The following is a 21,799-nucleotide window of genomic DNA, read 5'->3' as shown; positions in this document are numbered from 1 at the left end:
TAGCACAAAATCGTAAAATGGGTTATGTTACGATTCCTTACTTTAAGCTTACTCTAGTAATGAATTATCAAACTCAATTGTTGTCTTCACTTGGTTTGTCGCATACAAAACCACATTCCTGATCTGCACAGACAAGTTTGTTGCCCTTTTCAACCATGTAACCGCCGCACTTTTGACACTTTATTTTGGAAGGCTTCTGCCAAGACATAAAATCACATTCCGGATTATCTATACATCCGTAGTAACGTCTTCCTTTCTTGGTTTTCTTAATTACTATATCCTTTCCACACTTAGGACAAGGAACACCAATTTTCTCAAAATACGGCTTAGTGTTCTTACATTCTGGAAATCCCGGACATGCCAGAAATTTTCCATGGGGACCATATTTAATTACCATGTTGCGACCACAGCTCTCACAAATAACATCGGTTTCTTCGTCCGCAATCGTAACCTTTTCAAGCTCTTTTTCTGCTTTTTTTACGGCATCATCCAAATCCGGATAAAAATTTTCAATAATTGTCTTCCATTTAACAGTTCCCTCTGCCACTCCATCAAGAAGTGTTTCAAGGTTAGCTGTAAAATTAACATTAACTATTGAAGAAAATTCATCCTTCATGACTTTATTAACAATTTCGCCAAGTTCTGTCACATAAAGATTTTTGTTTTCTTTTGTAACATAGTGACGAGCAAGTATTGTTGTAATTGTCGGAGCATAGGTTGACGGTCTTCCTATTCCAAGCTGTTCCAAATCATGAACAAGCGAAGCTTCTGTGTAATGAGGCTTTGGCATAGTAAAATGCTGCTCTGGTTCAAACTCTTCAAAGGAAAGTTTTGTATCTTCATCAATACCCTTGGCAAGTGTTTTTTTATCTATCTGATCATCTTCGTCTGTATAAACATTCATAAAGCCATCAAAAACGATTCTTGAAGCAGATACTGTAAATCTGTGCTTTCCTGCATCAATCTTAACAGATGTTGTTTCGTAGCGTGCAGGAGCCATTCTGCTTGCCATAAATCTTCTCCAGATAAGCTGGTACAAGCGGAACTGATCTCTTGAAAGATATTCTTTAATTGCAACAGGTGTTTTAGAAACATCTGTTGGTCTTATTGCTTCGTGAGCATCCTGAATTTTTGATGCATTCTTTGATTTATTTTCGCTTTCAATAAGATACTCTTCTCCAAAGTTTTCCTTTATATAATCAGAAGCCATATCCTGTGCTACTTCAGAAATACGTGTCGAATCTGTTCTAAGGTATGTAATAAGACCTACACTTCCACTTCCCTTTATCTCAATTCCTTCATAAAGCTGTTGAGCAATTCTCATTGTTTTCTGAGTACTAAAATTAAGTGCTCTGGAAGCCTCCTGCTGAAGAGTTGATGTAGTAAATGGAAGAGGAGACTTCTTAGTTCTTTCACCTTTTTTGACAGAAACAATTTTATAGTCCGCTTTATCAAGACTTTCCATTATTTTCTCAACTTCTTCTCTGCTGCCAATTTCTTTTTTGGTATCACCTTCACCATAATAATGTGCTACAAGTGGTTTCTTCTCGCCCTCAATTTTAAGTGAAACATCAAGGCTCCAGTATTCTTTTGGGATAAATGCCTCTATTTCTGCTTCTCTATCGCAGATTATTCTTAATGCAACTGATTGTACTCTTCCTGCTGACAAGCCTCTTTTTATTTTGCTCCATAAAAGCGGGCTTATTTCATATCCAACCATTCTGTCCAATACTCTTCTAGCCTGCTGAGCATCAACAAGATTCATGTCTATCTTTCTAGGATGCTTCATTGCCTCTTTAACAGCATTTTTGGTAATCTCGTTAAATGTTACACGAGATACCTTTCCAGGGTCATCTTCAAGCTTAAGTGCTGTCATAAGATGCCAGCTTATTGCCTCGCCTTCTCGGTCAGGGTCAGTTGCAAGGTATACATGATCTGCTTTTTTGGCAAGCTTACGCAGATTAGCCAAAATGTCACCCTTTCCTCTTATTGTTATATATTTTGGTTCATAATCATGTTCTATATCTATACCCATTTGGCTCTTGGGTAAATCGCGCACATGTCCATTACTGGCTGCAACTTCATATCCGCTACCAAGAAATTTTTTTATAGATTTCACCTTTGTAGGTGACTCAACGATAAGTAATTTTTTTGATCCTGCCATGAGCTATTCTCCTTATTGACGTGTAATTGTTAGTTACCGCTCGCTCGTCTGCAGCAAGCTGCAAACCGTAACTCACATCCGTGGTTATCCGCTAGAACGCTTCCCTGCCATTCTTCTAACTGCGATCCACAATGCTTAATGGCAATCCATGCCTCGCTCAATATCGAACTATACTCTTTTTTGAAAATATGTGCAACTTTTATTATTAAAAAAAGATTTTTTTGTTAGTTTTTTTATTAAAAAGCATTTTTTGCCCCTCAAAATAGATATTGAATTCAAGAAAACAAATTGCTAAAAAAGCATAAAAACTCCACAAGTATTCTTTATATACCCATTTTTCCATAATTCTATTGACTTTTCAAGCACATGACATTACTATTAGCTTAGCATGTTTTTTTCTAACAATCATATTTAACGCTTTGTTATTTATATATGCAATTTGACTGTAACACCACCTTGGGAGGATTATTTATGCGCTCTTTTGGAGAAAACATTAAACAGGCTCGCAAAAGCCTTCACTTGTCACAACAGGAACTTGCTAATCTAACCGGTATCGCACAACGTACTATTTCATCTTATGAGACAGGTTTTAGCATTCCCCGTTCCAGCAAGATTGTAATTAAACTTGCTGAAGTTTTAAAAACGACACCTCAGGCTCTAGCTACAAATGATGACAGATTCATTCTCGATGTCAAAGATAATTTTGATACCGATGCTGCCAGAGAAGCTGATGAACTTGTTTCTGAGCTCACTGGATTATTCGCAGGTGGTACTATGAGCGAAGAAGATATGGACACATTAATGATTGCTGTTCAGGAAGCCTATATTGAAGCTAAAAAAGCCACTCTCACAAATCGAAAAAGAAAATAAAAAATATGTATCATCATGATGACCAAATAATAAGTATGGCTAAGATATTAGTAGAGGACGCCGGATCAACTGATCCTAACGTCCTTGCTGAGTATCTTGGTATTCATATAAAAGATGTTGAATTCAAATCTCAAAAAGGTGTCTATAAAATTATCTCTGGGGTTCCTTTTATTTTTATAAAAAGTGACCTTTCTGTTGTTATGCGCAAAATTGTACTTCTTCACGAAATTGGTCATGATAGACTTCATAGGGATTATGCGGATTTTTTTACAGAATCTGATCTTTTCACCAAGCAAAACAGCAGAATGGAATATGAAGCCAATCTTTTCGCTGCTGAAATATCTATAAACACAGAAGAACTTCTTGAAAATATATATGAAGGTCTCGGTATACAGTCTATTGCACAAAGTCTGTATACCGATCCCAACCTTATTGCCATCAAAGTTTCAATTCTTCATAAGCAAGGATACAATTTTAATATTCCGGAAACCAGAAATGATTTTCTAAAATAACTCAGAATACCAAACAATAGAATTAATTAGCTTTTTTCTCTTTATTATCTTCTTTTTCAACTACAACATCTGAAGTTTTTTCTTCAAGAATTTTCTTAGCAGAAACAAGCTTTACGCAAACAGTAAACAACTTGGCAGCAATTTTGATATCATCAAGTGTTGGATATGTTGGTGCAATACGTATATTGTTATCATGTGGATCCTTGTGATAAGGCCATGTAGCTCCTGCATCTGTAAGAGTAACACCTGCTTTCTTAGCATATGCTACAATTTCTTTTGCTGTATTTTCAAGGCCATCAAAGCTTATAAAATATCCACCGTTTGGTTTAGTCCATGAACCAATTCCAAGTCCTGAAAGCTCTGTATCGAAGATTTCTTCGATTGCTTCAAACTTAGGTCTAATTATCGCAGCATGCTTTCTCATATGCTGGCGAATGCCTTCCATATTTTTGAAGAATCTAACATGACGGAGCTGGTTAACTTTATCATGACCAATTGTCTGATGAGTCATTGTGCTCTTGATGTCTTTCATGTTATTAAGAGATGTAGCTATAGCCGAGATTCCGCTTCCAGGGAATGTAATTTTAGAAGTTGAAGCAAACTTATATACCATATCTGGATGTCCTGCTCTCTTACACTCCTGAAGAATCTCTATAAGATAATCCTGACGCTCATCATATAAGTGATGTACGCCATACGCATTATCCCAGAATATTCTGAAATCGTTTGCCGCAGGAGTAAGTCTTGCAAAACGGCGAACTGTTTCGTCAGAACAAGAATATCCCTGAGGATTAGAATATTTAGGAACACACCAGATTCCTTTTACTGCCGGATCATTATTGACATACTTTTCAACAACATCCATATCTGGTCCTTCTGGAGTCATAGGAACAGGAATCATCTCGAATCCGAAATACTCTGTAATTCCAAAATGTCTGTCATATCCTGGAACAGGACAAAGAAATTTAACTTTATCGAGTTTGCACCAAGGAGTATTTCCCATAATACCGTGAGAATAAGCTCTTGAAACAGTGTCAAACATAACATTAAGAGAGGAGTTACCGAAAATAATGATGTTATCTGGATCATTTTCCATCATAGCACCCATAAGTTCCTTACACTCCTGAATACCATCCAGAACACCATAGTTTCGGCAGTCTGTACCATCTTCACAAGTAAGGTCAGCCTCAGAATTAAGTGCATCCATCATTTCCATGGAAATATCAAGCTGTTCTTTACATGGCTTACCACGAGCCATGTTCAGGTTAAGCTCCATCCCCTGATATTTTTTGTAAACTTTTTTCAGCTGCTCGTATTCACTTGCAAGCTCTTCCTTAGTCATCTCGGCATAAGCTTTCATAATAAATCTCTCCTCACTGCATTTTAATATTTATTGCTACCAGCTCATATTTAAAAGTCAGCAGCATAGGTTATTGTTTTCATCAGGAAAATCAATAACCGTACCAGACCAAAATTTGTCGTCAAGACAAATTTTGTCCTGCGAAGCAGGATTCTTGCTGATGATTATCCTAAATCTCAGCAAGAAGTCATAGATTTTTGTCACTACGTTCCAAAAACTACGCAAACTGGCCATTTAAAAAGGCTTCGCCTTGGACCAGTTTGCCGCTTGACTTTTGTTCTCACGAAACTCGCAGTAAATGCGAGTTTCTGAATGAAGTTGACAAGAAGTCATACCTTTTTGCTTCATACAAAATATGTATTTCATACGAACACAAATGTTTTTTGCACAAAGACAGACTTATTTTAAATTATTTTTCCTTATGCGTCAACACTTTAATTCGTTAAATATTATTTTTGGCTATTTGTTCAAATTTTACGCTCTTATCGTAAGCATATCGTTCATACTGCCAGACCTGAATCCCTGCATATCAAGAGTCACATACGTAAATCCCGCCTTTTGAAATGAACTCATTATTTTCATCCTGACATCTTCTTCCAGAATCCTGCCAAAATCTTCTTTATAAATTTCTATTCTTGCAAGATTCCCATGCATTCTTACGCGGTATTGTTTAAAACCAAGTTCTAGCAAAACCTTTTCACAATAACCTATTTTTTCAAGTTTTTCTTTGGTGATTCTTTCACCATACATAACTCTTGATGCAAGACATGCAAAAGACGGTTTATCCCAAATTAAAATACCGTCTTTCTTTGATAATTGCCTTATCTCATCTTTTAATAATAAAGCTTTTCGTAATGGACTATATATACAAAGTTCTTCAAGTGCTTTTAATCCAGGTCTATAATCACTCATGTCACTTTGATTTGACCCTTCACAGACTATGTCAAATCCTTTTTCTTTTGCTGCCAAAAGTATTTTTTCAAACATATTCTTTTTGCAGTAATAACATCTATCCTTAGTATTTTCTGCAAATTCATCCACTTCGAAGATATCTATATTAAGTTCTATCTGCTCTATGTTATTTTCTCTGCAGAACTTTTTTGCAAATTCTTTTTCGTTTTTCGGAAAAGCGTCTGTTACAAGTGTAATCGCTAGTACATTTTTCTCCAATACTTTTTTTGCCGTATTTAGTAAAAAAGTCGAGTCTACTCCTCCTGAAAAGGCAATCGCAACTTTATGTAATTGTCTAAGTTCATCTTCAAGTCTTATATATTTATCAAAAATATCACTTTTAACCAAATCATCATTAAAAATAATGTTTTTAATTTCACTCATACAATTTTTTCACTTCCCTGAAAGATTTTCCGGTTTCACGTGCAATTCTTTCAATGTCATCATACTCAGACTTTTCCCTTACAACTCCATATCCGCAGCTTTTCTTTATTCTGACTTCACCGGTAGTTTTCCCTGATACTTCTATTTCTCTGTCTAGAACATATCTGTTACACTCAATTTCTCTCATGCCGATTGTCGTAGTGTATTTGAAAATAGATTTAACAATTTTCTCCCTGTCTTCTACAAGACACAAGACACTTAGAAGTGTTCCCAGCCTATTTTTCTTCATAAAAACAGGTGATGTATAAACTTCTCTTGCTCCATTTTCAAACAGCATAGACATAGCAAAACCAAGCTCTTCAGCAGTCATATCATCTATATTAGCCTCAAGTTTTATAATCTTGTCACTTTTTTCATCATTTACTGACTGTTCTTCTCCCAACATTGCTCTTACACAATTTGCTGATTCAAAGTCTTTCTTGCCCATTCCGTAACCAGTTTTTTCAACAATCATAACCGGCCTTTGGCCAAAATCATCAGCAAAATATTTCAAAATAGCTGCACCCGTTGGAGTACACATTTCTCCCTCTATATTTCCCTGATATGTTGGGATGTTTTCTAAAAGATACTGCGTTGCAGGTGCAGGAACAGGTAAAATTCCATGCTGACAATGTACACTTCCAAAGCCTGTTCGTATTGGAGATACGATTATTCTATCAGGTGAAATCATACTCAAAAGTAGGCACACTGCTGTAATATCAAAGATAGCATCATATTCTCCTACTTCATGAAAATGGATTTTATCTATATTTTCTCCGTGTACTGTACTTTCTGCCCTAGCTATTAAATTATAAATCTGGATTATATCATTCTGAACCTGCGGTGAAAGCTTCATTTTGTCAACAATTAGCTTAATATCTGAAACTTTAGTGTGATGATGGTGATGAGTGTGGTCATCATGATTATGGCTATGTTCATCATGATTATGGTTATGCCCATCATGATTGTGGGTATGCTCATCATGATTGTGGGTATGCTCATCATGATTGTGGGTATGCTCATCATGATTACAACTTTGCTCATGAGTATGGTCATAGACATAATTGTTCTGATTATTAATACCTTCATACTCATCTGCAGACTGTTCTTCTATGTCATTTACAAAAACCCTAAAACCGCAGCCTTCTATTCCGCATTTTTTAGTTCTATCTCTTATAACTTTTACCTTATAAGGTATCAAACTATTAAGTTTCTGAATAACATAGTCCTGTTTTTCTTTTGGTAATAAATCAAGTAACGATGCTGCAAGCATATCGCCAGCAGCCCCCATATTACACTCAATATACAAAGTTTTCATTTGCACCTCCATGCTTTGGATGATTAATAAGACTTGCCTGATACGCTGCTCCAAAGCCATTATCTATATTTACTACACTTATTCCGCTAGAACATGAATTAAGCATAGATAATAGTGCTGATAACCCTCCAAAATTTGCACCATAACCTACACTTGTCGGAACCGCAATAACAGGACAGTCAACAAGTCCGCCCACTACACTTGCAAGCGCACCTTCCATGCCTGCTATAACTATTACTACATTTGCAGACATTATTTTGTCAAGATTTGCAAAGAGTCTGTGAATCCCGGCAACTCCGACATCATATATTTCTTCAACCTCATTACCGAAAGCTTTAGCTGTAATTACAGCCTCTTTAGCAACTTTTATATCACTTGTTCCTCCGGTAACAACTGCTATTTTCCCCAGACCGTCTGCATTTGGAACTTTCCCACATATTCCTGTACTACTAATTTCATCATACTCTAGTGTCAAAGAAGTATTATTTCTCCAATATAAAGCAGCCTCTTTGGACATACGCGTAATAAGAATCGTCTCTTTGCTGAAAGCAGACATAGCCGAAGCAATTTCTAAAATCTGCTCCGGCGTTTTCGACGCTCCATAAATCACTTCAGCAATACCTTTTCTAATAGCTCTATGGTGATCAAGCTTAGCAAATCCTAAATCTTCAAAAGGTTGTTTTTTTAGTTCCAGCATAATACTATCAAGAGACAAACTTCCCTCTTTGTAATCATAAAGCATTTTTTTAAGCTTTTTTCCATCCATATTTTTCCCCATTAAACAGTTTGAATCGTTATACCATCTCTACCTGTATTCTTACTTTCATATAACGCTTTATCAGCAGTTACTATATAATCCCTAATTCTGCTGTTAGTTGCATCAGGAATACCAATACAGATACCCTGAGAGACCTTTACAACAGGCATATTATGCTTTTTTGATTCTGTTCGAAGATTTGCGCTTATTTTATTTCCAACTTCCAGAATCTCATTTTCTGTCATATTGTGAAAAGCAATAATAAATTCATCTCCGCCATATCTTCCACATACACATCTGCTATCTTTGAAATCATTAAGAACAGTTGCAACAAGATTAAGGCATCTATCTCCCATTTCATGACCATAGTTATCATTTATTTCCTTGAAATGATCAACATCCATCATTTCAACAGCAAAGTTTTGCCTGCTTTTTGAAGATTGCAAAAAGAACTTGGAAATCTGCTCATCTATTCCTCTTCTATTCAGAATACCAGTCAAATCATCTGTGCTGACACTTTCTAAAAGTCTCTTATTATCCTGACTTATATTATCCAATGAATATTTAAGATTCATTAAAAAATCAAGCGTCAAATTGGATTGTTTTCTATATTGCCTAAAGTATTCTCTATATTTTAACATTTCTTCAAGAAGCCTTGCTTTATCATTAGCCCGAAGTAAAAGCTCAACTTTTATATCTGACATTTGAAGCTGAATTTCTGGATAAGCATCTTTATCAATAGCTTTTTCCATTACTTCTAAAATGTGTTTTAAATACTCAAGTTCATTTTTTTCAAGGAGATACTCCATCAATGATTTTATATATGGAAAAAAATCTATTAAACATACACACTCATCAAAATCTTTCATAACCTTGATAAGCTGTTCTGATTCATTTGTCTTATCACATTTCGCCATCCATAGCAATCTGACAATTCTTTCGTCAAATTCAACTTCTACGGAAGAACTGTCTTTTCGTAAATCATCGATTTCATCAAGTATTTTTTTACTTTCATCATATCTTTTTAAATTCAAATAGATATTTGCAATCGTAATCTGAATAAGAAGTAGATAATAATCCCATCTTTCGATATTTTTGCATTTAAAAATCGTCTCTTTTGCCATAAGTCCATAGGCAAGAGCTGTTTCATAATTCTGACATTTACTGCATACTTCAGAATAATTCTCATATACAAGAGCCACGCTAAAAATATCTTTATGCTTTTCGCTGATTTCTAAACTGTTACCAAAACTTGTGAGTGAATTCGCTACATCTCCCTGATTGGCAAACAGTACTCCAAGTAAATTGTAACAACCGCTTATTTTATACCAGTTTCCTGTTTTCTCAAAATACTTTATGGCATTTCTGATATGCTTTACACATTTTGATAAATCACACAAAGTATATGCTGCATCTCCAATATAAAACTCAGCATACCCTATAAGCTCGTCATCTCTTTTGTTTAATGCAATTTCATCCAGTTCATAGGCTAGTTGCATTGCTTTTTCAGGTTCTTCGAAACGAAGACTTTCAAGTTCGAATAAACGTTCTTGAACAGAAGGCTCAAAATTACTAAATTTATCTCGATGTGCCACTTTATAACCCCTTATTTATCTGCTGCAAGAGCTGTATGATACGCAAGTACTGATGTTGTAACACTACCTACCCCATTAGGTACTGGTGTTATCTTGCTTACTTTATCAATTACTTCATCAGTTCTTACATCACCAACTAGTTTCTGCTTCTCATCGCTATAGTTAATACCTACATCAACAACTACTGCATTATTCATAAAAGCTTCCTTCCCCATGAATTCAGCCTTTCCTATTGCAACTACAACTATATCTCCACTCTGAACCTCATTTACAAGATCCTTTGTATAAGAATGGCATATTACTGTAGTAGCATTTTCTCCAAGAAGAAGCATTGAAACAGGCTTTCCTATAACAAGACTTCTGCCTACTATTATAACTTTTTTCCCTTCAAGATTCACATTATAGTAATGCAAAATTTCCAAAACAGATCTTGCTGTACATGGTGCAAAACCATTCTCAATCTGTGACAAATTTTTTGCACTGTAAACTGCTGCCATTGAACCTTTGGTAATTCCATCTACATCTTTTGCAGCCGGAACTGCTTCACAGGCCTCATATTCATTTAAATGCTTTGGAAGCGGTCGCATAAGAAGTATTCCATGTATATTCTCGTCATCGCCTGCTTTTTTAATTTTAGATAATAATTCTTCCTGTGTGCAGTCATTAGCAAGAATAATGTTTATAACTTTTATTCCAACTTTTTCACACCTTTTTATAGCGCTCTTTTCATAGGCAAGATCATCTTTTCTTTCTCCAACCCTTATAATAGCAAGCGTTGGAGTTATACCTTTATTTTTACATTTTTCAACTATTTTAATAGTCTTTTCATCTAATGCCTTTGCCACAGGCATTCCCAGCATTTTTTCTCCCATTATATAAGTTCCTTTCTAACTGTATCACCTATCTTTTCAGCTTTATCTGAAAATTCATCAAGAATATCCAGTACTTTTTTATTAAGTTGCAAAGCCTTCTCTTTATCAGATAAAAATCTCGTATTTACAAATACATTCAAAGCAGCTCCCTCAAGTGCAGCTTTTGCAAGATAAGCTCCGCAACCAACATCTGAAACCATAAGTTTACTTCCGATTTTCAGCTCTAGTTCCAACAAATCAATAACTTTCGCTATCTCTTTCACCATATTAAGTGGTGGCATAGCCGCATCAATTGTTGCCTTATCAAGTTTTTCCTGTCTATTTGGATAATCTTTTGGCAGCGAATAGACTTTCGATAGCGGTTCAAATGCCTTAGCATCCTCTTCCACAAGTTCCAAAAGTCTTACTCTTAACCTGTCATTTTCCTTTATTATATTTTTTATATCCTCTTCATACTCAGCATATTTTTTCTTTCCTGTTGTAAAATTAGCAGACATTGAGCATAAGGATGAAGCTAGTGCACCAACCAAAGCACAGGCTCCTCCCCCACCCGGAACAGGCACTTTATCCGCAAGATTCTTAGAAAACTCACGACAGCTTTGATCCATAATTTTTATTTCATTATCTTTTGAATTCACTATACAAGCCCCCACCTCTTTTATTTTTAGTTTTCAGTCTGACTATACCCACGGGCAAGCCCGTGGGGTTCTGATTGGCAAGCGTAGCTTGTAATCGTACATCATTTTCAGACTTTGGAGTTACAAGTGTAAATCTGTTTGAATCAGGACTTTCATTACCAAGCAGTCCAACGACCACATTAGCGGTAAATTTCTGCTTTTCAGCAAGGAAGTATAGTCAATCTCCCTGATTATTAAGTTGTTAAGCTACGTTAATTCCACTATTTAATATCTTGATTTTATATGCCTTGATCCAGGTGATTAAGGTTTTTTCTTTATTGTATTGTGCCTCAAAAGTCTTAGCACATTTGTCTTTATCTATATTTTGCGTTTTAGGTTCATAGCAATAGAGCAGGAATGATGAATACCAGTCTCTTTGTACTTCAGTGCCATCATGAAGTTTATACAATCTATCGGAGAGCTTCTTTTTTATATAGTCATCAGCCGTATGGTCATACTGTGATGCTCTGTAATTGTTTGGGACTTCAATATAAGTTCCACCTGTGGCTTTGAATTTTCTTTCCAATGTGGTCTGGAAACCACCGGGGCATCTGTTCTTTACAGACTTACCGAAACGTTTTTTCTTATTGAACTTACCTTTATCGTTTTTGGTAGTCTCTTTTGATCGTTTCATAAGCTTGCCTGCATTCTTAGGCTCAGTTACAATTATTTCTCCAAGACTTCGTAGGTGGTTAGCGTCCTCATTTATTGCAAGTTGCCTGTTAACTGCATTGATACGGCACAGCTCAGAATGTCTGACTTTCATCTTCTTATAATGATTTGAGTATTTCCAGATTTTACGACCTTTCTTAACAGTACCATCCTCATTATAATTTTGCGGGTTGGTTGCCCTTCTTGACCTGTCCATGGCACGATAGATCAGACGCTCTTTTCTTTCGGATGTCTGTATGCTGTCACCACGTTCAGAAAGGTTCTTTAGACCAACCTCAGTATCAGATGTATAGGCAACTGTCTGTGTGCCAATATCAGCACCTATCATACCTTTGCCATACTTATGGCGTGGATTGCCGTACTTATCATACTTAGGTTTTGCTTTGCCTTCAATAGTCAGATGCAGGTATACCCTGTATTTGCCTCTTATCATTTGGGGGACGAGAGTTGCATAGCATGGTCTGTATGTATCTATACAATAAGCATCCTCAAGTAAAGTATCTACAGCCTTTTTATCCATTATTTCTGGCTCGTTAAGATACGACAGAACGGCATTTACTTCATCCATTTGGAATCTATCGGCTATCTGTATCCCGAAAGCTTTCTTTCCAAGTTTGAATTGTAATCTGTTATCTTTTACAGAAATGGGTATACCACGGCTTATCTGCTTTGCTCTGATACATGGTAGCTCCCCAAATTTTGAGAAATGTATGGTCTTACCACTACCATAGAGACATTTCTCCATACCGCGCCATACATCTTCAGCTTTGGTTAAGGCAAATATAGCATCTATCCCATACTTTTTGCCTATTGGAATCATTGATTTTCTACAACAATCCCATGTGACATTATAGGATTTCTGCATTTCATTAAGCTGATCGGCAAGTATCTTACGTTTAGCAATGTTTTCCGTACTACCATACAAAGAAAGCAGTTTGCGGTATCTTTTTGTACGCATGAGCTGGTCATGGTTCCTTCTCATAAGACCAACAAGTTCATTGCCCGCTTTGCGTATCTTATCAGAAAGAGCCACGACTTTAAGCACATCGGAATAAGGCATATCAGTTTCGGCGACTATAATATGCCTGTCAGAAAGCTTATGGAATTTATTTAATATCCTCCCGTATTCATAATCAGTCATGCCTTTTTTGCTCCTCAATGTACTTAATTACTGTAGCTTCGCTTATATGCCCCACCGTTGACACAAAATATCCCTTTGACCATAAAACACCGCATCTTGCATAGAATCGTTTGAGTTGTGGAAATGCCTTAAACAGTTCTATTGCACTGATACTCTTGAGAGTCCTGACAACATCGCACGGTGCAACAGTCTGTGGGACATCTACAAATATATGTATATGGTCAGGCATTACTTCAAGGGCCTTGATACTATAGTTATAATCATCGCAGATTTTTTGAAGTATCAGTTTGAGCGTATCTTCTACATTGCCCTTTAATACTGAGGATCTAAATTTAGGACACCAGATGATATGATACTGTATCAGATATTTACAATGTGAAGCACTATGATATTGCCCCTCACTCATTGTCTTTTACTCCTAACTGATATTTTTCCTGAATGCCCCTGCGCATAAGATCAAGGAAAGTAACGGTTTCACCTTCCTCAACTGAATAGATCCGTGCAAGGTTTTCAAGTTCCTTCTTCCATTCAGCTGGGATAGAGATATTGATTTGTACATTTTCGCTTTTAGGTCGTGCCATTAGAATTTCTCCCTTTCTTAACAATGTCTTTAAGTTGCATATCCTCAATACCAACAAATTCAGCAGCACCCATACTACAAAAAAAATCATAGGCTTTGCAATCCACATATATATCATCGAAATCACTGCAGGATTCTCGAATATCTTCAAGTTCATCATCAGAAAGATTTTCACCAAAATGATTTTCAATATGTCTGCGTATTGCAGAAAACATTATATCTGATGCCATATCTAATGTATCGTAACTTATTTCATCGCCGTATGTAAGATAATTCCAACCACGACCGCTTTCATAAGTAGCTTTCTTGTTTCCGCTATATTCGTTTTCAAGAAATTCTCCTACAGTCTGTTCGAGCGAAATATATCCGTCTTCTACAAGTATTCCAGAATGATCATAAGGATCGTAGACATATTTTATCTCATAGTGAACTGGAGTGGGTGACAATTCATCTCTTATCCGACGAATCAGCCTTGCTTTTATGAATTCTTTTGATTGATCAAAGCACTCATTTACATATCCAGCAATTTCGTCTACATGAGAATTCACATACTCTACGCATTTCGAATTATCCATTTGTATTTTTCCTTTATGTTTAATACATATATTATATATTTATTCTATGTGTTTGTCAAAAATAGAAAAAGGCTTCATCCCACAGGCAAGCCTGTGGGTTTTCGCCTACGTTGCGCCAAAGTTTACTTTATAACATGTTTTTCTGGTCAGTGAACACAAAAATTCGTTTACACATTGTTGCTTTCTTACAAGAACAAAAACATACGTTTCCTTGCACAATAAATAACAAAAAACCAGATTGCTCTATCATATTTTCAAACAATCTGGTTTTTTGTCCCATTTATTATCTTGTTATCTTATAAATGTGAAGACTTCTATCCTCATCTTGCCAATAAATTATTATAATAATAGAACTTTATCTGTCTTTTCCAAAGAACAAATCAAGATCACTTTCAACATCGCTTATTGTAGCAATTCCAAAATTCTCAACAAGTACTTTTGCAACATTTTCCGAAAGGAAAGCCGGAAGTGTAGGTCCAAGATGTATATTCTTAACTCCAAGATATAGAAGTGCAAGAAGTACAATTACAGCTTTTTGTTCATACCATGCAATATTATATACAATTGGAAGTTCATTTACATCCATAAGTCCAAACACTTCTTTTAGCTTTAATGCAATTAGTGCAAGTGAGTATGAATCGTTGCACTGTCCCGCATCCAGCACTCTTGGTATTCCATCAATATCTCCAAGGCCCAGCTTATTATACTTATATTTTGCACATCCGGCAGTAAGTATAACCGTGTCTTTCGGAATTTTTCTGGCAAATTCTGTGTAATAATCACGAGACTTTTGTCTTCCATCGCACCCAGCCATTACTACGAACTTCTTTATCTTTCCACTCTTTACAGCTTCTACTATTTTATCCGATAGAGCAAACACTTGTTCATGAGCAAATCCACCCACGATACTTCCTTTTTCAATTTCAGTAGGAGGAAGGCATTTCTTTGCCATTTCTATAATTGAAGAAAAATCTTTTGTTTCACCATATTGTCCATCAATGTGTCTGCAACCTGGATAACCTGCTGCACCGGTTGTAAAAAGTCTGTCTTTATAACTTTCTGATGGAGGTACAATGCAGTTTGTTGTCATCAAAATCGGACCATTAAAACTTTCGAATTCCTCTTTTTGCTTCCACCATGCGTTACCATAATTTCCTGCAAAATTATCATACTTTTTAAAGAAAGGATAGTAATGAGCAGGAAGCATTTCAGAATGAGTATACACATCTACGCCGCTTCCCTTTGTCTGTTCAAGCAGCATTTCTAAATCCTTAAGGTCATGTCCTGAGATAAGGATACCTGGATTATTGCGAACACCTATATCAACTGTTGTTATTTCTGGATTGCCATAAGCCGTAGTATTAGCTTTATCAAGAAGTTCCATTCCCTTAACCCCGTACTTTCCTGTTTCAAGGCTAAGCGCAATGTAATCATCTACAGTCAAAGAATCATTTGTAGTAAGTGAAAGTGTCCTTTGCAAAAAAGCATCAACATCTTCATCATCTTTTAATAAAGCATTAGCATGTTTGCTATATGCAGCAAGTCCTTTAAGCCCATATGTAATCAGTTCTCTAAGTGATCTTATATCCTCATCTTTTGTTGAAAGAACACCTACAAGTGCTGCCTTGGTGAGGTACTGATCTTTTCTTCCATTCCATAATGCACAATCTGGAAGTGTATCTTTATTTTCAATTTTTTTCAAAAGCTGTTCCTTAGCATTAAGGGTTTCTTCGACTTTTGCTTCGAGATCTTCAAAATCAAAGTTTGCATTTGTTATTGTAGAAAAAAGATTTACGCTTATAAGATGGTTAACCTCTCTAGAAATCTCAACACCGTCTTCTCTTAACTTTGTTGTAACAACACTAAGTCCTTTAGTAACATAAATAAGAAGATCCTGCATTTTTGCAACTTCTGCTTTCTTTCCGCACACACCTGCCACAGTGCATCCTGTTCCTTTTGCTGTTTCCTGACATTGATAACAAAACATCTTGCAGTCCATAAATAACCTCCATTTACAACAATTTAGTTTTACATCAAACATTATTATTTCATCTACTGATTAATGTAATCGTCTATGACTTTGTCATTTACAAATTCCAAATCATAAGATTAGTATATCCAAAAGAAGCATTTTTAATGTTGCATTTGCAACACTGCCATGTTATTGTTTACTAGTAAACATTATTTTATAGGAGTACGCTGATGAAAAAGACTGATATTTGTGCAAATTTAATTCCTTATGAGCAAATACCTCTTTTTGACGGTATAAAAGAAGAAGAACTGAATCAGTTATTATATTGCATGAAGGGATATAATCATTCTTTTTCAAAGGGCGAAATAATAATCTTAGAGCAGGAAAAGGTTCAGTATATAGGCATAGTACTATCTGGAATTGTTAACATGATAAAAGAAGATATTTGGGGCAAACAAACCCTTTTGACCTATATGAATAAAGGAGAGCTTTTTGGAGAAAACTTCGCTGTACAAAAATCCTCTAATTCAGCTGTCACTTTCATTGCATCAACAAAAGTCGAAGTTTTATTTTTACCTGCTTCCAACATTATCCATGTCTGTCCGAAGAACTGTTCTTTCCACGCAAGACTTACCCAGAACATGTTTAATCTTCTAGGCCAAAAAAGTGTTAGTCTAATTAATAAAATTGAAATTTGTTCTAAGCCAACGATAAGAGAAAAAATTCTTGCTTACCTTTCTCTAATAGCTCAAAATCAGCGAAGCAGGTATATTACAGTTCCTACTAATAGAAGTCAAATGGCAGAATATCTTGGAGTTAACAGAAGCGCTATGACCAGAGAACTTTCTAAAATGCAGCAGGAAGGTATTATTGATTTTGATAAAAATACCTTTACTATAAAAAAATAAAGGAATGGAACAACAGTCAAGGAGTTACCTCTTGCCTCAATTGTTGTTCCATTCCTTTTTATGTATGTTTAGTGGTTTATATTATTATAACATCTGTTACGTTTAGTTATTTAACTTTTATCTGCTTACTTTCTTATCTCAAATATCCCTTCTCTCTTCTTAACAACTTCCAAATCATTATCTATTAATACTCCGTTCATAATAGAAAGTCTAAGGTCTTCATATATTTTTTCGTCAAGACAAGCTTCATCCAAATACAATTTATGAATATTTTGAGTTTGCTCCCATTCTAAACTATATGCAGTCTGAGAAGTAACAACATTTACTCTGTCACAAGGCATTCCATTTAATAAAAGATCATCGAAAACCTGATATGCAGCTGTCGCATCCACTTTACCTGCCTTATGTTCTTTTCCAAATTCAAAAGCAGTCTCTTTCAATAATGAAAGCCTTGTTTCATCTGCTCTTAAAATTTCAGCAAGTAAAAAAGCGTATCTTTCTTCTGCATCGTTTATTCTATTTTGAAGCCATCCATGAATATTATCCTGATCTATAAGTTCTTCAAGTGCTCGCCTATCTTCATTTACATAACGAATATACATATCACCGTTAACATCCCAGCCGTTATTCTTAGCTGTTTCAACAAGTTTTTTAATCAGATTTTCCTGAAAAAGGATTTTTTTATACAACCAAAAGTGTATTGGTCCCAAAAATGCACTCATTATTTACCTCCATTTTTTTACAAATAAAAATAGATTCCGAATTTTTTACCAAGAATAAAAAATACGGAATCTATTTTTAGTTTTATAATCAAATCACGTTAAAAACTCTTTTTAATTTTTAATTATGCCTCTGCAAGTTTCTCATTAAGTGCATCAACAATCATATCTCCATCAAGGCCATGAACCATTGCAGCCTCTGCGATAGACTCCATCTGAGATGATGGGCATCCAATGCAATGCATTCCAACATCATAAAGAAAATCTACTGCTTCAGGATATTTTGAAACAAGCTCACCGATGAGCATTTCTTTTGTAACCTTATTTTCCATTTCTATGAAACCTCCAATTGTAAAAATTTAAATATTATTCATCCGTATCTATGTTACTATAATATTCTGATTTTCACAAATGGTTTGTTGCTATTGCAACAGTTATTTCATATACATTTTTTGCTGTCGGTGGTAAGTTTTTTCATGATGTATATATTAAGTATCTATCATATTCACTTACTCTCGTTGCTCAAACTTTTTTTCATATCTGCAAAAACAGTTCTTACCAAGCATTTTTGCCTGATATAGTGAAATGTCAGCTTTTTTGTAAAGATCATGATAACCTTCTCCATCTAAAGGAAGCATAGCAAATCCAGCTGACGCGTTACAGGTTATTTCTTTTCCTTCAGACATAATACTTACAGGCTTTTCTAGAAGTTCTGAAAGGAATTCTTTCACAAAAATATCATTTTGGGCATTAACTACACCCATAAACTCATCCCCGCCTATTCGACAGACAATTCCATACATAGAAAAACAATCATTGAGTCTTCTGGCAAATTCTTTTAGCATTTCATCACCGCACAGATGACCATACTCGTCATTAATTCTCTTGAAATTATCAAGATCAAACATGATAAGTGAACATCCTTGACTATTTTCATGCATATACTCTCTTATCTTCTTCACTCCGCTATAGCGATTATAAATTCCGGTTAGAGAGTCTATCTCTGCTGCATTTTTTTCACTATCCTTCTTTTTCTTATAGCCATCAATATCATAGGTAAGGAAATAAACAATAAGCTCATCAGTATCTGGTTTTTTTACTATCTGAAAAGCACTATGAAGCCATCTTGGTTCTTTCTCTCCTGATACATAACTTCTATACTCAAGCGACTCTATTTCCTGTCCACTATGATACTTTTCAATAAGTTTTTCTCTATTATAAAATTCTGACACATTTTTAAGGTCTATGAGATCAACTGTTCGATTTATTATATCCTCAACAGCCTTATCATAATTATTTACTTCATCTTTATAGGTACGCCCTAAAACCATGTCAGTTTTTCCATAATGCATTTCAAGAATTTGATTCTGCGTAAGATTTACTTCCAAATAGTAGGAATTTTCCATAAAATCGTTATAAGATTCATATCCTAAAACATTAGACAAGGCTCTACTCGAAAGCCACAGGAAAATAGGATTATTAGGCATACCGCTTAGAGTCTCATCCATTCCCTGAAGTAATCTTATTCTGTTTATATCAACATCTGATATGCATGAAAGGTACATAACCTGATGTTCTAAATCTATCTGCATCACACTATATATCTGCCATGTATACTTGCCATTTATATCTCTTGTTCTAAAATACTCAGATACATGATGAGATGTTGTTCTAGCTATTCTTTCTTCGATATTTGTAAAATCATAAAACTTAAGAAAACGTTCCTGATCAATTGGCAAAATATTTTGCTTTGCAAATTCTTTTGCATAAGCTCTGCTATCAGCAGGAATATGCTGCATATGATAACGTGAAGTATTGATATAAATAAGTTCAATAGTATGTGAAACAGGATTAAGAAGATCCACACGATTATAGAGATAGTAAATATATCGTCTTGCCATTTCCTTGTACTTATCTTTTCTAATCTGTCCATAATGAGACAAATTCATACTTATTACAAGAAAAGCCGTCTTATTCCTATAATTTGCAATTGGTGTAACCTGAAAATTGCAATCCTGACCATTTTTTACATAATCAAGAACCTCAGGTTTTCCTGAAACCTTACTCGCCAGCAAAACATTCATGTACCTTTGACGTAGACTTCCTGGAGCGTAATTTATAAAATCCTCTGCCTTTTCAAGGCTATCTAATCCGATTGAGTCAAGGTATTTCATATAATAGTCATTTGCATTAAGATAATGAATACAGTCTTTATTAAGTTCAATAATTGCCGTTGGAATTCCATGAATAGTTTCAGCTTTCTTTTTACTGCCCATAGGATCCTGGCTAAGGAGATTTATTCTTCCAACATTATTATAATACTTTCGCATACTGGAAGACTCTCTACGATATCTAATAGAATTGAAAGATTCAAGTGGAACTGGTTTAGAATAGAAAAATCCCTGAATCTGCTCACATCCAATTTTCTTTAAATAATCAACTTCTTCTTTGTTTTCCACACCTTCAGCCACAGTCACCATTCCCAGCTTTTTAGCCATATTTAACACTGAACGAATTATGATATCAGACGCTTCATTGTTGTCAAAATCAGCAAGGAATTTCATATCTAACTTTAAGCAATCAAATTTAAATTTCTTTAATGTATTCAAAGAAGAATATCCCGAACCAAAATCATCAATCCAGACCTGATATCCAAAATCTCTAAACTTATTTATTATCTTTCCAATCCCTTCTTCATCCGAACCTAATACACTTTCTGTTATTTCAAAATGAATCGAATCATTAGAGACTCCATATTTTTTGACTATAGAATCCATATCTTCTGCTAACGTTAGGGCAAGAAAATCTTGTTTTGAGAGATTAACTGATACCTGATCCAAATTAATATCTTTGCCTTTGGAACACTTTACAATATCTCTGCAGACGCATTCTAATATTTTTAGATCAAGCTGATAAATAAGATGATATTTTTCAAGTACCGGAATGTACTCTATTGGAGAAATAATACCATGTTTTGGATCAATCCATCGTGAAAGAGCCTCATAACCGCATATTTCCTCTGTCAATGTGCGCATTATAGGCTGATACCATACAGTAATATAGTCTTTTTCTACTGCTTCTTCAAAACTCTCTATAACGAATCGTTCTTTTTGATAAAGTGTGCTAAGTCTTTCATCATAATAGCAAAACATTCCATCGTACTGATTTCGAATGCTGTCACATGCCATTTTTGCTCTATCAACAGATATGTTAGGAGGGAGCAGATTACTTTCATCTATAACATAAATACCCGCACGCATCTGCATGTGAGTATCACGTCTAAATGGTCTTAATTCTTCACAGACTTTTACAACTCTTTCTTCAATATCTTTGGTGGAAGCAAGCGAACAAAAATGATCTATACCCATATAAGCAGACAGACTATCTTCGAAAATAGCGCTGATAGTCTGACCTATTATACGAATACAATCATTTGCCGCTTCAATACCATATCTTTCGTTATAGTTTTTAAAATTCTCGATATTAAAATAGACATAGGCGAATTTACGAACATCATCACATCGTTGTAGATATTCTTCTGCCTTAATGCAAAAACTAGAATAACTTAAAAGACCCATTAGCTGATTTTCATCGTCTTGTTCGAATCTACTTCCCATAGACTAACCTCTTTGTTTTTAGGTTTCACATATGTATTAAATAAATTCAAATGCGCCCGACCACGAAAAAGAAAAAACATTATCTGAGCAAAATCAAATAATAAATTAATGTAGTC

The 21,799-nt window shown here is 35.1% G+C and carries 19 protein-coding genes; 3 read left to right on the top strand and 16 right to left on the bottom strand.

Going from position 1 to position 21,799, the window contains the following annotated elements; genetic code table 11:
* Positions 1-73 precede the first annotated feature (73 nt).
* Entirely contained in the window at positions 74-2,164 is a 2,091-nt protein-coding gene (gene topA / locus G634_RS0116740) for a type I DNA topoisomerase (protein WP_026506230.1), read from the bottom strand.
* Positions 2,165-2,635: 471 nt separating this feature from the next.
* Here topA and G634_RS0116730 point away from each other — a divergent pair, with 471 nt between their 5' ends.
* Both G634_RS0116730 and G634_RS0116725 read left to right on the top strand, forming a co-directional pair.
* A complete protein-coding gene (locus G634_RS0116730) occupies positions 2,636-3,034 on the top strand; it encodes a helix-turn-helix domain-containing protein (protein ID WP_026506229.1) in 399 nt (132 codons plus the stop codon).
* A 35-nt stretch (positions 3,035-3,069) separates the two neighbouring features.
* Complete coding sequence (locus G634_RS0116725) at positions 3,070-3,546, top strand: ImmA/IrrE family metallo-endopeptidase (protein WP_196805406.1); 477 nt, start codon at positions 3,070-3,072, stop codon at positions 3,544-3,546.
* A 22-nt stretch (positions 3,547-3,568) separates the two neighbouring features.
* Here the strand turns inward: G634_RS0116725 and G634_RS19815 are convergent, their stop codons facing one another.
* The 12 genes from G634_RS19815 to hcp form a co-directional block, all read right to left on the bottom strand.
* Positions 3,569-4,906: an aminotransferase class I/II-fold pyridoxal phosphate-dependent enzyme gene (locus G634_RS19815; RefSeq protein ID WP_051234219.1), complete on the bottom strand. Its 1,338-nt coding sequence runs from the start codon at positions 4,904-4,906 to the stop codon at positions 3,569-3,571.
* A 474-nt stretch (positions 4,907-5,380) separates the two neighbouring features.
* Complete coding sequence (gene larE / locus G634_RS0116715) at positions 5,381-6,241, bottom strand: ATP-dependent sacrificial sulfur transferase LarE (protein WP_081676698.1); 861 nt, start codon at positions 6,239-6,241, stop codon at positions 5,381-5,383.
* Positions 6,234-7,598 (bottom strand): nickel pincer cofactor biosynthesis protein LarC, encoded by a 1,365-nt coding sequence (gene larC / locus G634_RS0116710; protein WP_026506226.1) that lies wholly within the window; start codon positions 7,596-7,598, stop codon positions 6,234-6,236. The genes larE and larC overlap by 8 nt, the downstream gene beginning before the upstream one ends.
* Positions 7,579-8,364: a nickel pincer cofactor biosynthesis protein LarB gene (gene larB / locus G634_RS19810; protein ID WP_035800610.1), complete on the bottom strand. Its 786-nt coding sequence runs from the start codon at positions 8,362-8,364 to the stop codon at positions 7,579-7,581. Before larB ends, larC begins: the two co-directional genes overlap by 20 nt.
* An 11-nt stretch (positions 8,365-8,375) precedes the next feature.
* Positions 8,376-9,950 carry a GGDEF domain-containing protein gene (locus G634_RS0116700; RefSeq protein WP_026506225.1) on the bottom strand — a complete coding sequence of 525 codons (1,575 nt, stop codon included), beginning with the start codon at positions 9,948-9,950 and terminating at the stop codon, positions 8,376-8,378.
* 11 nt (positions 9,951-9,961) lie between these two features.
* Positions 9,962-10,822, bottom strand: a complete 861-nt coding sequence (locus tag G634_RS0116695; protein ID WP_026506224.1) for a bifunctional 5,10-methylenetetrahydrofolate dehydrogenase/5,10-methenyltetrahydrofolate cyclohydrolase — start codon at positions 10,820-10,822, stop codon at positions 9,962-9,964.
* Positions 10,822-11,460 carry a cyclodeaminase/cyclohydrolase family protein gene (locus G634_RS0116690; protein WP_196805404.1) on the bottom strand — a complete coding sequence of 213 codons (639 nt, stop codon included), beginning with the start codon at positions 11,458-11,460 and terminating at the stop codon, positions 10,822-10,824. Before G634_RS0116690 ends, G634_RS0116695 begins: the two co-directional genes overlap by 1 nt.
* 241 nt (positions 11,461-11,701) lie before the next feature.
* On the bottom strand, positions 11,702-13,312 hold the full coding sequence (locus G634_RS0116680) for a hypothetical protein (protein WP_026506221.1): 1,611 nt from the start codon (positions 13,310-13,312) through the stop codon (positions 11,702-11,704).
* On the bottom strand, positions 13,305-13,718 hold the full coding sequence (gene tnpA / locus G634_RS0116675) for an IS200/IS605 family transposase (RefSeq protein ID WP_022762588.1): 414 nt from the start codon (positions 13,716-13,718) through the stop codon (positions 13,305-13,307). The genes G634_RS0116680 and tnpA overlap by 8 nt, the downstream gene beginning before the upstream one ends.
* The gene (locus tag G634_RS0116670; protein ID WP_022762587.1) at positions 13,711-13,893 is read right to left on the bottom strand and encodes a hypothetical protein; all 183 of its coding nucleotides are present in this window, start codon (positions 13,891-13,893) and stop codon (positions 13,711-13,713) included. The genes tnpA and G634_RS0116670 overlap by 8 nt, the downstream gene beginning before the upstream one ends.
* On the bottom strand, positions 13,880-14,467 hold the full coding sequence (locus tag G634_RS0116665; RefSeq protein ID WP_026506220.1) for a hypothetical protein: 588 nt from the start codon (positions 14,465-14,467) through the stop codon (positions 13,880-13,882). Before G634_RS0116665 ends, G634_RS0116670 begins: the two co-directional genes overlap by 14 nt.
* A 355-nt stretch (positions 14,468-14,822) precedes the next feature.
* The gene (gene hcp / locus G634_RS0116660; RefSeq protein ID WP_026506219.1) at positions 14,823-16,466 is read right to left on the bottom strand and encodes a hydroxylamine reductase; all 1,644 of its coding nucleotides are present in this window, start codon (positions 16,464-16,466) and stop codon (positions 14,823-14,825) included.
* A 203-nt stretch (positions 16,467-16,669) separates the two neighbouring features.
* On the opposite strand from hcp, the gene G634_RS0116655 reads away from it, so the two are divergent.
* Positions 16,670-17,347 carry a Crp/Fnr family transcriptional regulator gene (locus G634_RS0116655; RefSeq protein WP_035800609.1) on the top strand — a complete coding sequence of 226 codons (678 nt, stop codon included), beginning with the start codon at positions 16,670-16,672 and terminating at the stop codon, positions 17,345-17,347.
* Between the two features lie 125 nt (positions 17,348-17,472).
* On the opposite strand, the gene G634_RS0116650 is transcribed toward G634_RS0116655, so the two are convergent.
* The 3 genes from G634_RS0116650 to G634_RS0116640 form a co-directional block, all read right to left on the bottom strand.
* On the bottom strand, positions 17,473-18,069 hold the full coding sequence (locus G634_RS0116650; RefSeq protein WP_026506217.1) for a hypothetical protein: 597 nt from the start codon (positions 18,067-18,069) through the stop codon (positions 17,473-17,475).
* Positions 18,070-18,191: 122 nt separating this feature from the next.
* Positions 18,192-18,398 carry a DUF1858 domain-containing protein gene (locus tag G634_RS0116645; RefSeq protein ID WP_026506216.1) on the bottom strand — a complete coding sequence of 69 codons (207 nt, stop codon included), beginning with the start codon at positions 18,396-18,398 and terminating at the stop codon, positions 18,192-18,194.
* Between the two features lie 177 nt (positions 18,399-18,575).
* A complete protein-coding gene (locus G634_RS0116640) occupies positions 18,576-21,683 on the bottom strand; it encodes a bifunctional diguanylate cyclase/phosphodiesterase (RefSeq protein ID WP_026506215.1) in 3,108 nt (1,035 codons plus the stop codon).
* Positions 21,684-21,799 lie beyond the last annotated feature (116 nt).

The organism is Butyrivibrio sp. NC3005, assembly GCF_000424545.1.
Lineage (GTDB): Bacteria > Bacillota > Clostridia > Lachnospirales > Lachnospiraceae > Butyrivibrio.
Note: the sequence above shows the minus strand (reverse complement) of the source record. Positions and strands in the feature narration are given on the sequence as shown.

What these genes read in the sequence shown, in the direction of transcription:
- G634_RS19815 (WP_051234219.1), bottom strand. Translation starts at nt 4,906, where the DNA reads ATGAAAGCTTATGCCGAGATGACTAAGGAAGAGCTTGCAAGTGAATAC.
- G634_RS0116665 (WP_026506220.1), bottom strand. Translation starts at nt 14,467, where the DNA reads ATGGATAATTCGAAATGCGTAGAGTATGTGAATTCTCATGTAGACGAA.
- G634_RS0116650 (WP_026506217.1), bottom strand. Translation starts at nt 18,069, where the DNA reads ATGAGTGCATTTTTGGGACCAATACACTTTTGGTTGTATAAAAAAATC.
- larC (WP_026506226.1), bottom strand. Translation starts at nt 7,598, where the DNA reads ATGAAAACTTTGTATATTGAGTGTAATATGGGGGCTGCTGGCGATATG.
- G634_RS0116725 (WP_196805406.1), top strand. Translation starts at nt 3,070, where the DNA reads ATGGCTAAGATATTAGTAGAGGACGCCGGATCAACTGATCCTAACGTC.
- G634_RS0116680 (WP_026506221.1), bottom strand. Translation starts at nt 13,312, where the DNA reads ATGACTGATTATGAATACGGGAGGATATTAAATAAATTCCATAAGCTT.
- G634_RS0116730 (WP_026506229.1), top strand. Translation starts at nt 2,636, where the DNA reads ATGCGCTCTTTTGGAGAAAACATTAAACAGGCTCGCAAAAGCCTTCAC.
- G634_RS0116640 (WP_026506215.1), bottom strand. Translation starts at nt 21,683, where the DNA reads ATGGGAAGTAGATTCGAACAAGACGATGAAAATCAGCTAATGGGTCTT.
- larB (WP_035800610.1), bottom strand. Translation starts at nt 8,364, where the DNA reads ATGGATGGAAAAAAGCTTAAAAAAATGCTTTATGATTACAAAGAGGGA.
- tnpA (WP_022762588.1), bottom strand. Translation starts at nt 13,718, where the DNA reads ATGAGTGAGGGGCAATATCATAGTGCTTCACATTGTAAATATCTGATA.
- G634_RS0116695 (WP_026506224.1), bottom strand. Translation starts at nt 10,822, where the DNA reads ATGGGAGAAAAAATGCTGGGAATGCCTGTGGCAAAGGCATTAGATGAA.
- hcp (WP_026506219.1), bottom strand. Translation starts at nt 16,466, where the DNA reads ATGGACTGCAAGATGTTTTGTTATCAATGTCAGGAAACAGCAAAAGGA.
- G634_RS0116645 (WP_026506216.1), bottom strand. Translation starts at nt 18,398, where the DNA reads ATGGAAAATAAGGTTACAAAAGAAATGCTCATCGGTGAGCTTGTTTCA.
- larE (WP_081676698.1), bottom strand. Translation starts at nt 6,241, where the DNA reads ATGAGTGAAATTAAAAACATTATTTTTAATGATGATTTGGTTAAAAGT.
- G634_RS0116670 (WP_022762587.1), bottom strand. Translation starts at nt 13,893, where the DNA reads ATGGCACGACCTAAAAGCGAAAATGTACAAATCAATATCTCTATCCCA.
- topA (WP_026506230.1), bottom strand. Translation starts at nt 2,164, where the DNA reads ATGGCAGGATCAAAAAAATTACTTATCGTTGAGTCACCTACAAAGGTG.
- G634_RS0116655 (WP_035800609.1), top strand. Translation starts at nt 16,670, where the DNA reads ATGAAAAAGACTGATATTTGTGCAAATTTAATTCCTTATGAGCAAATA.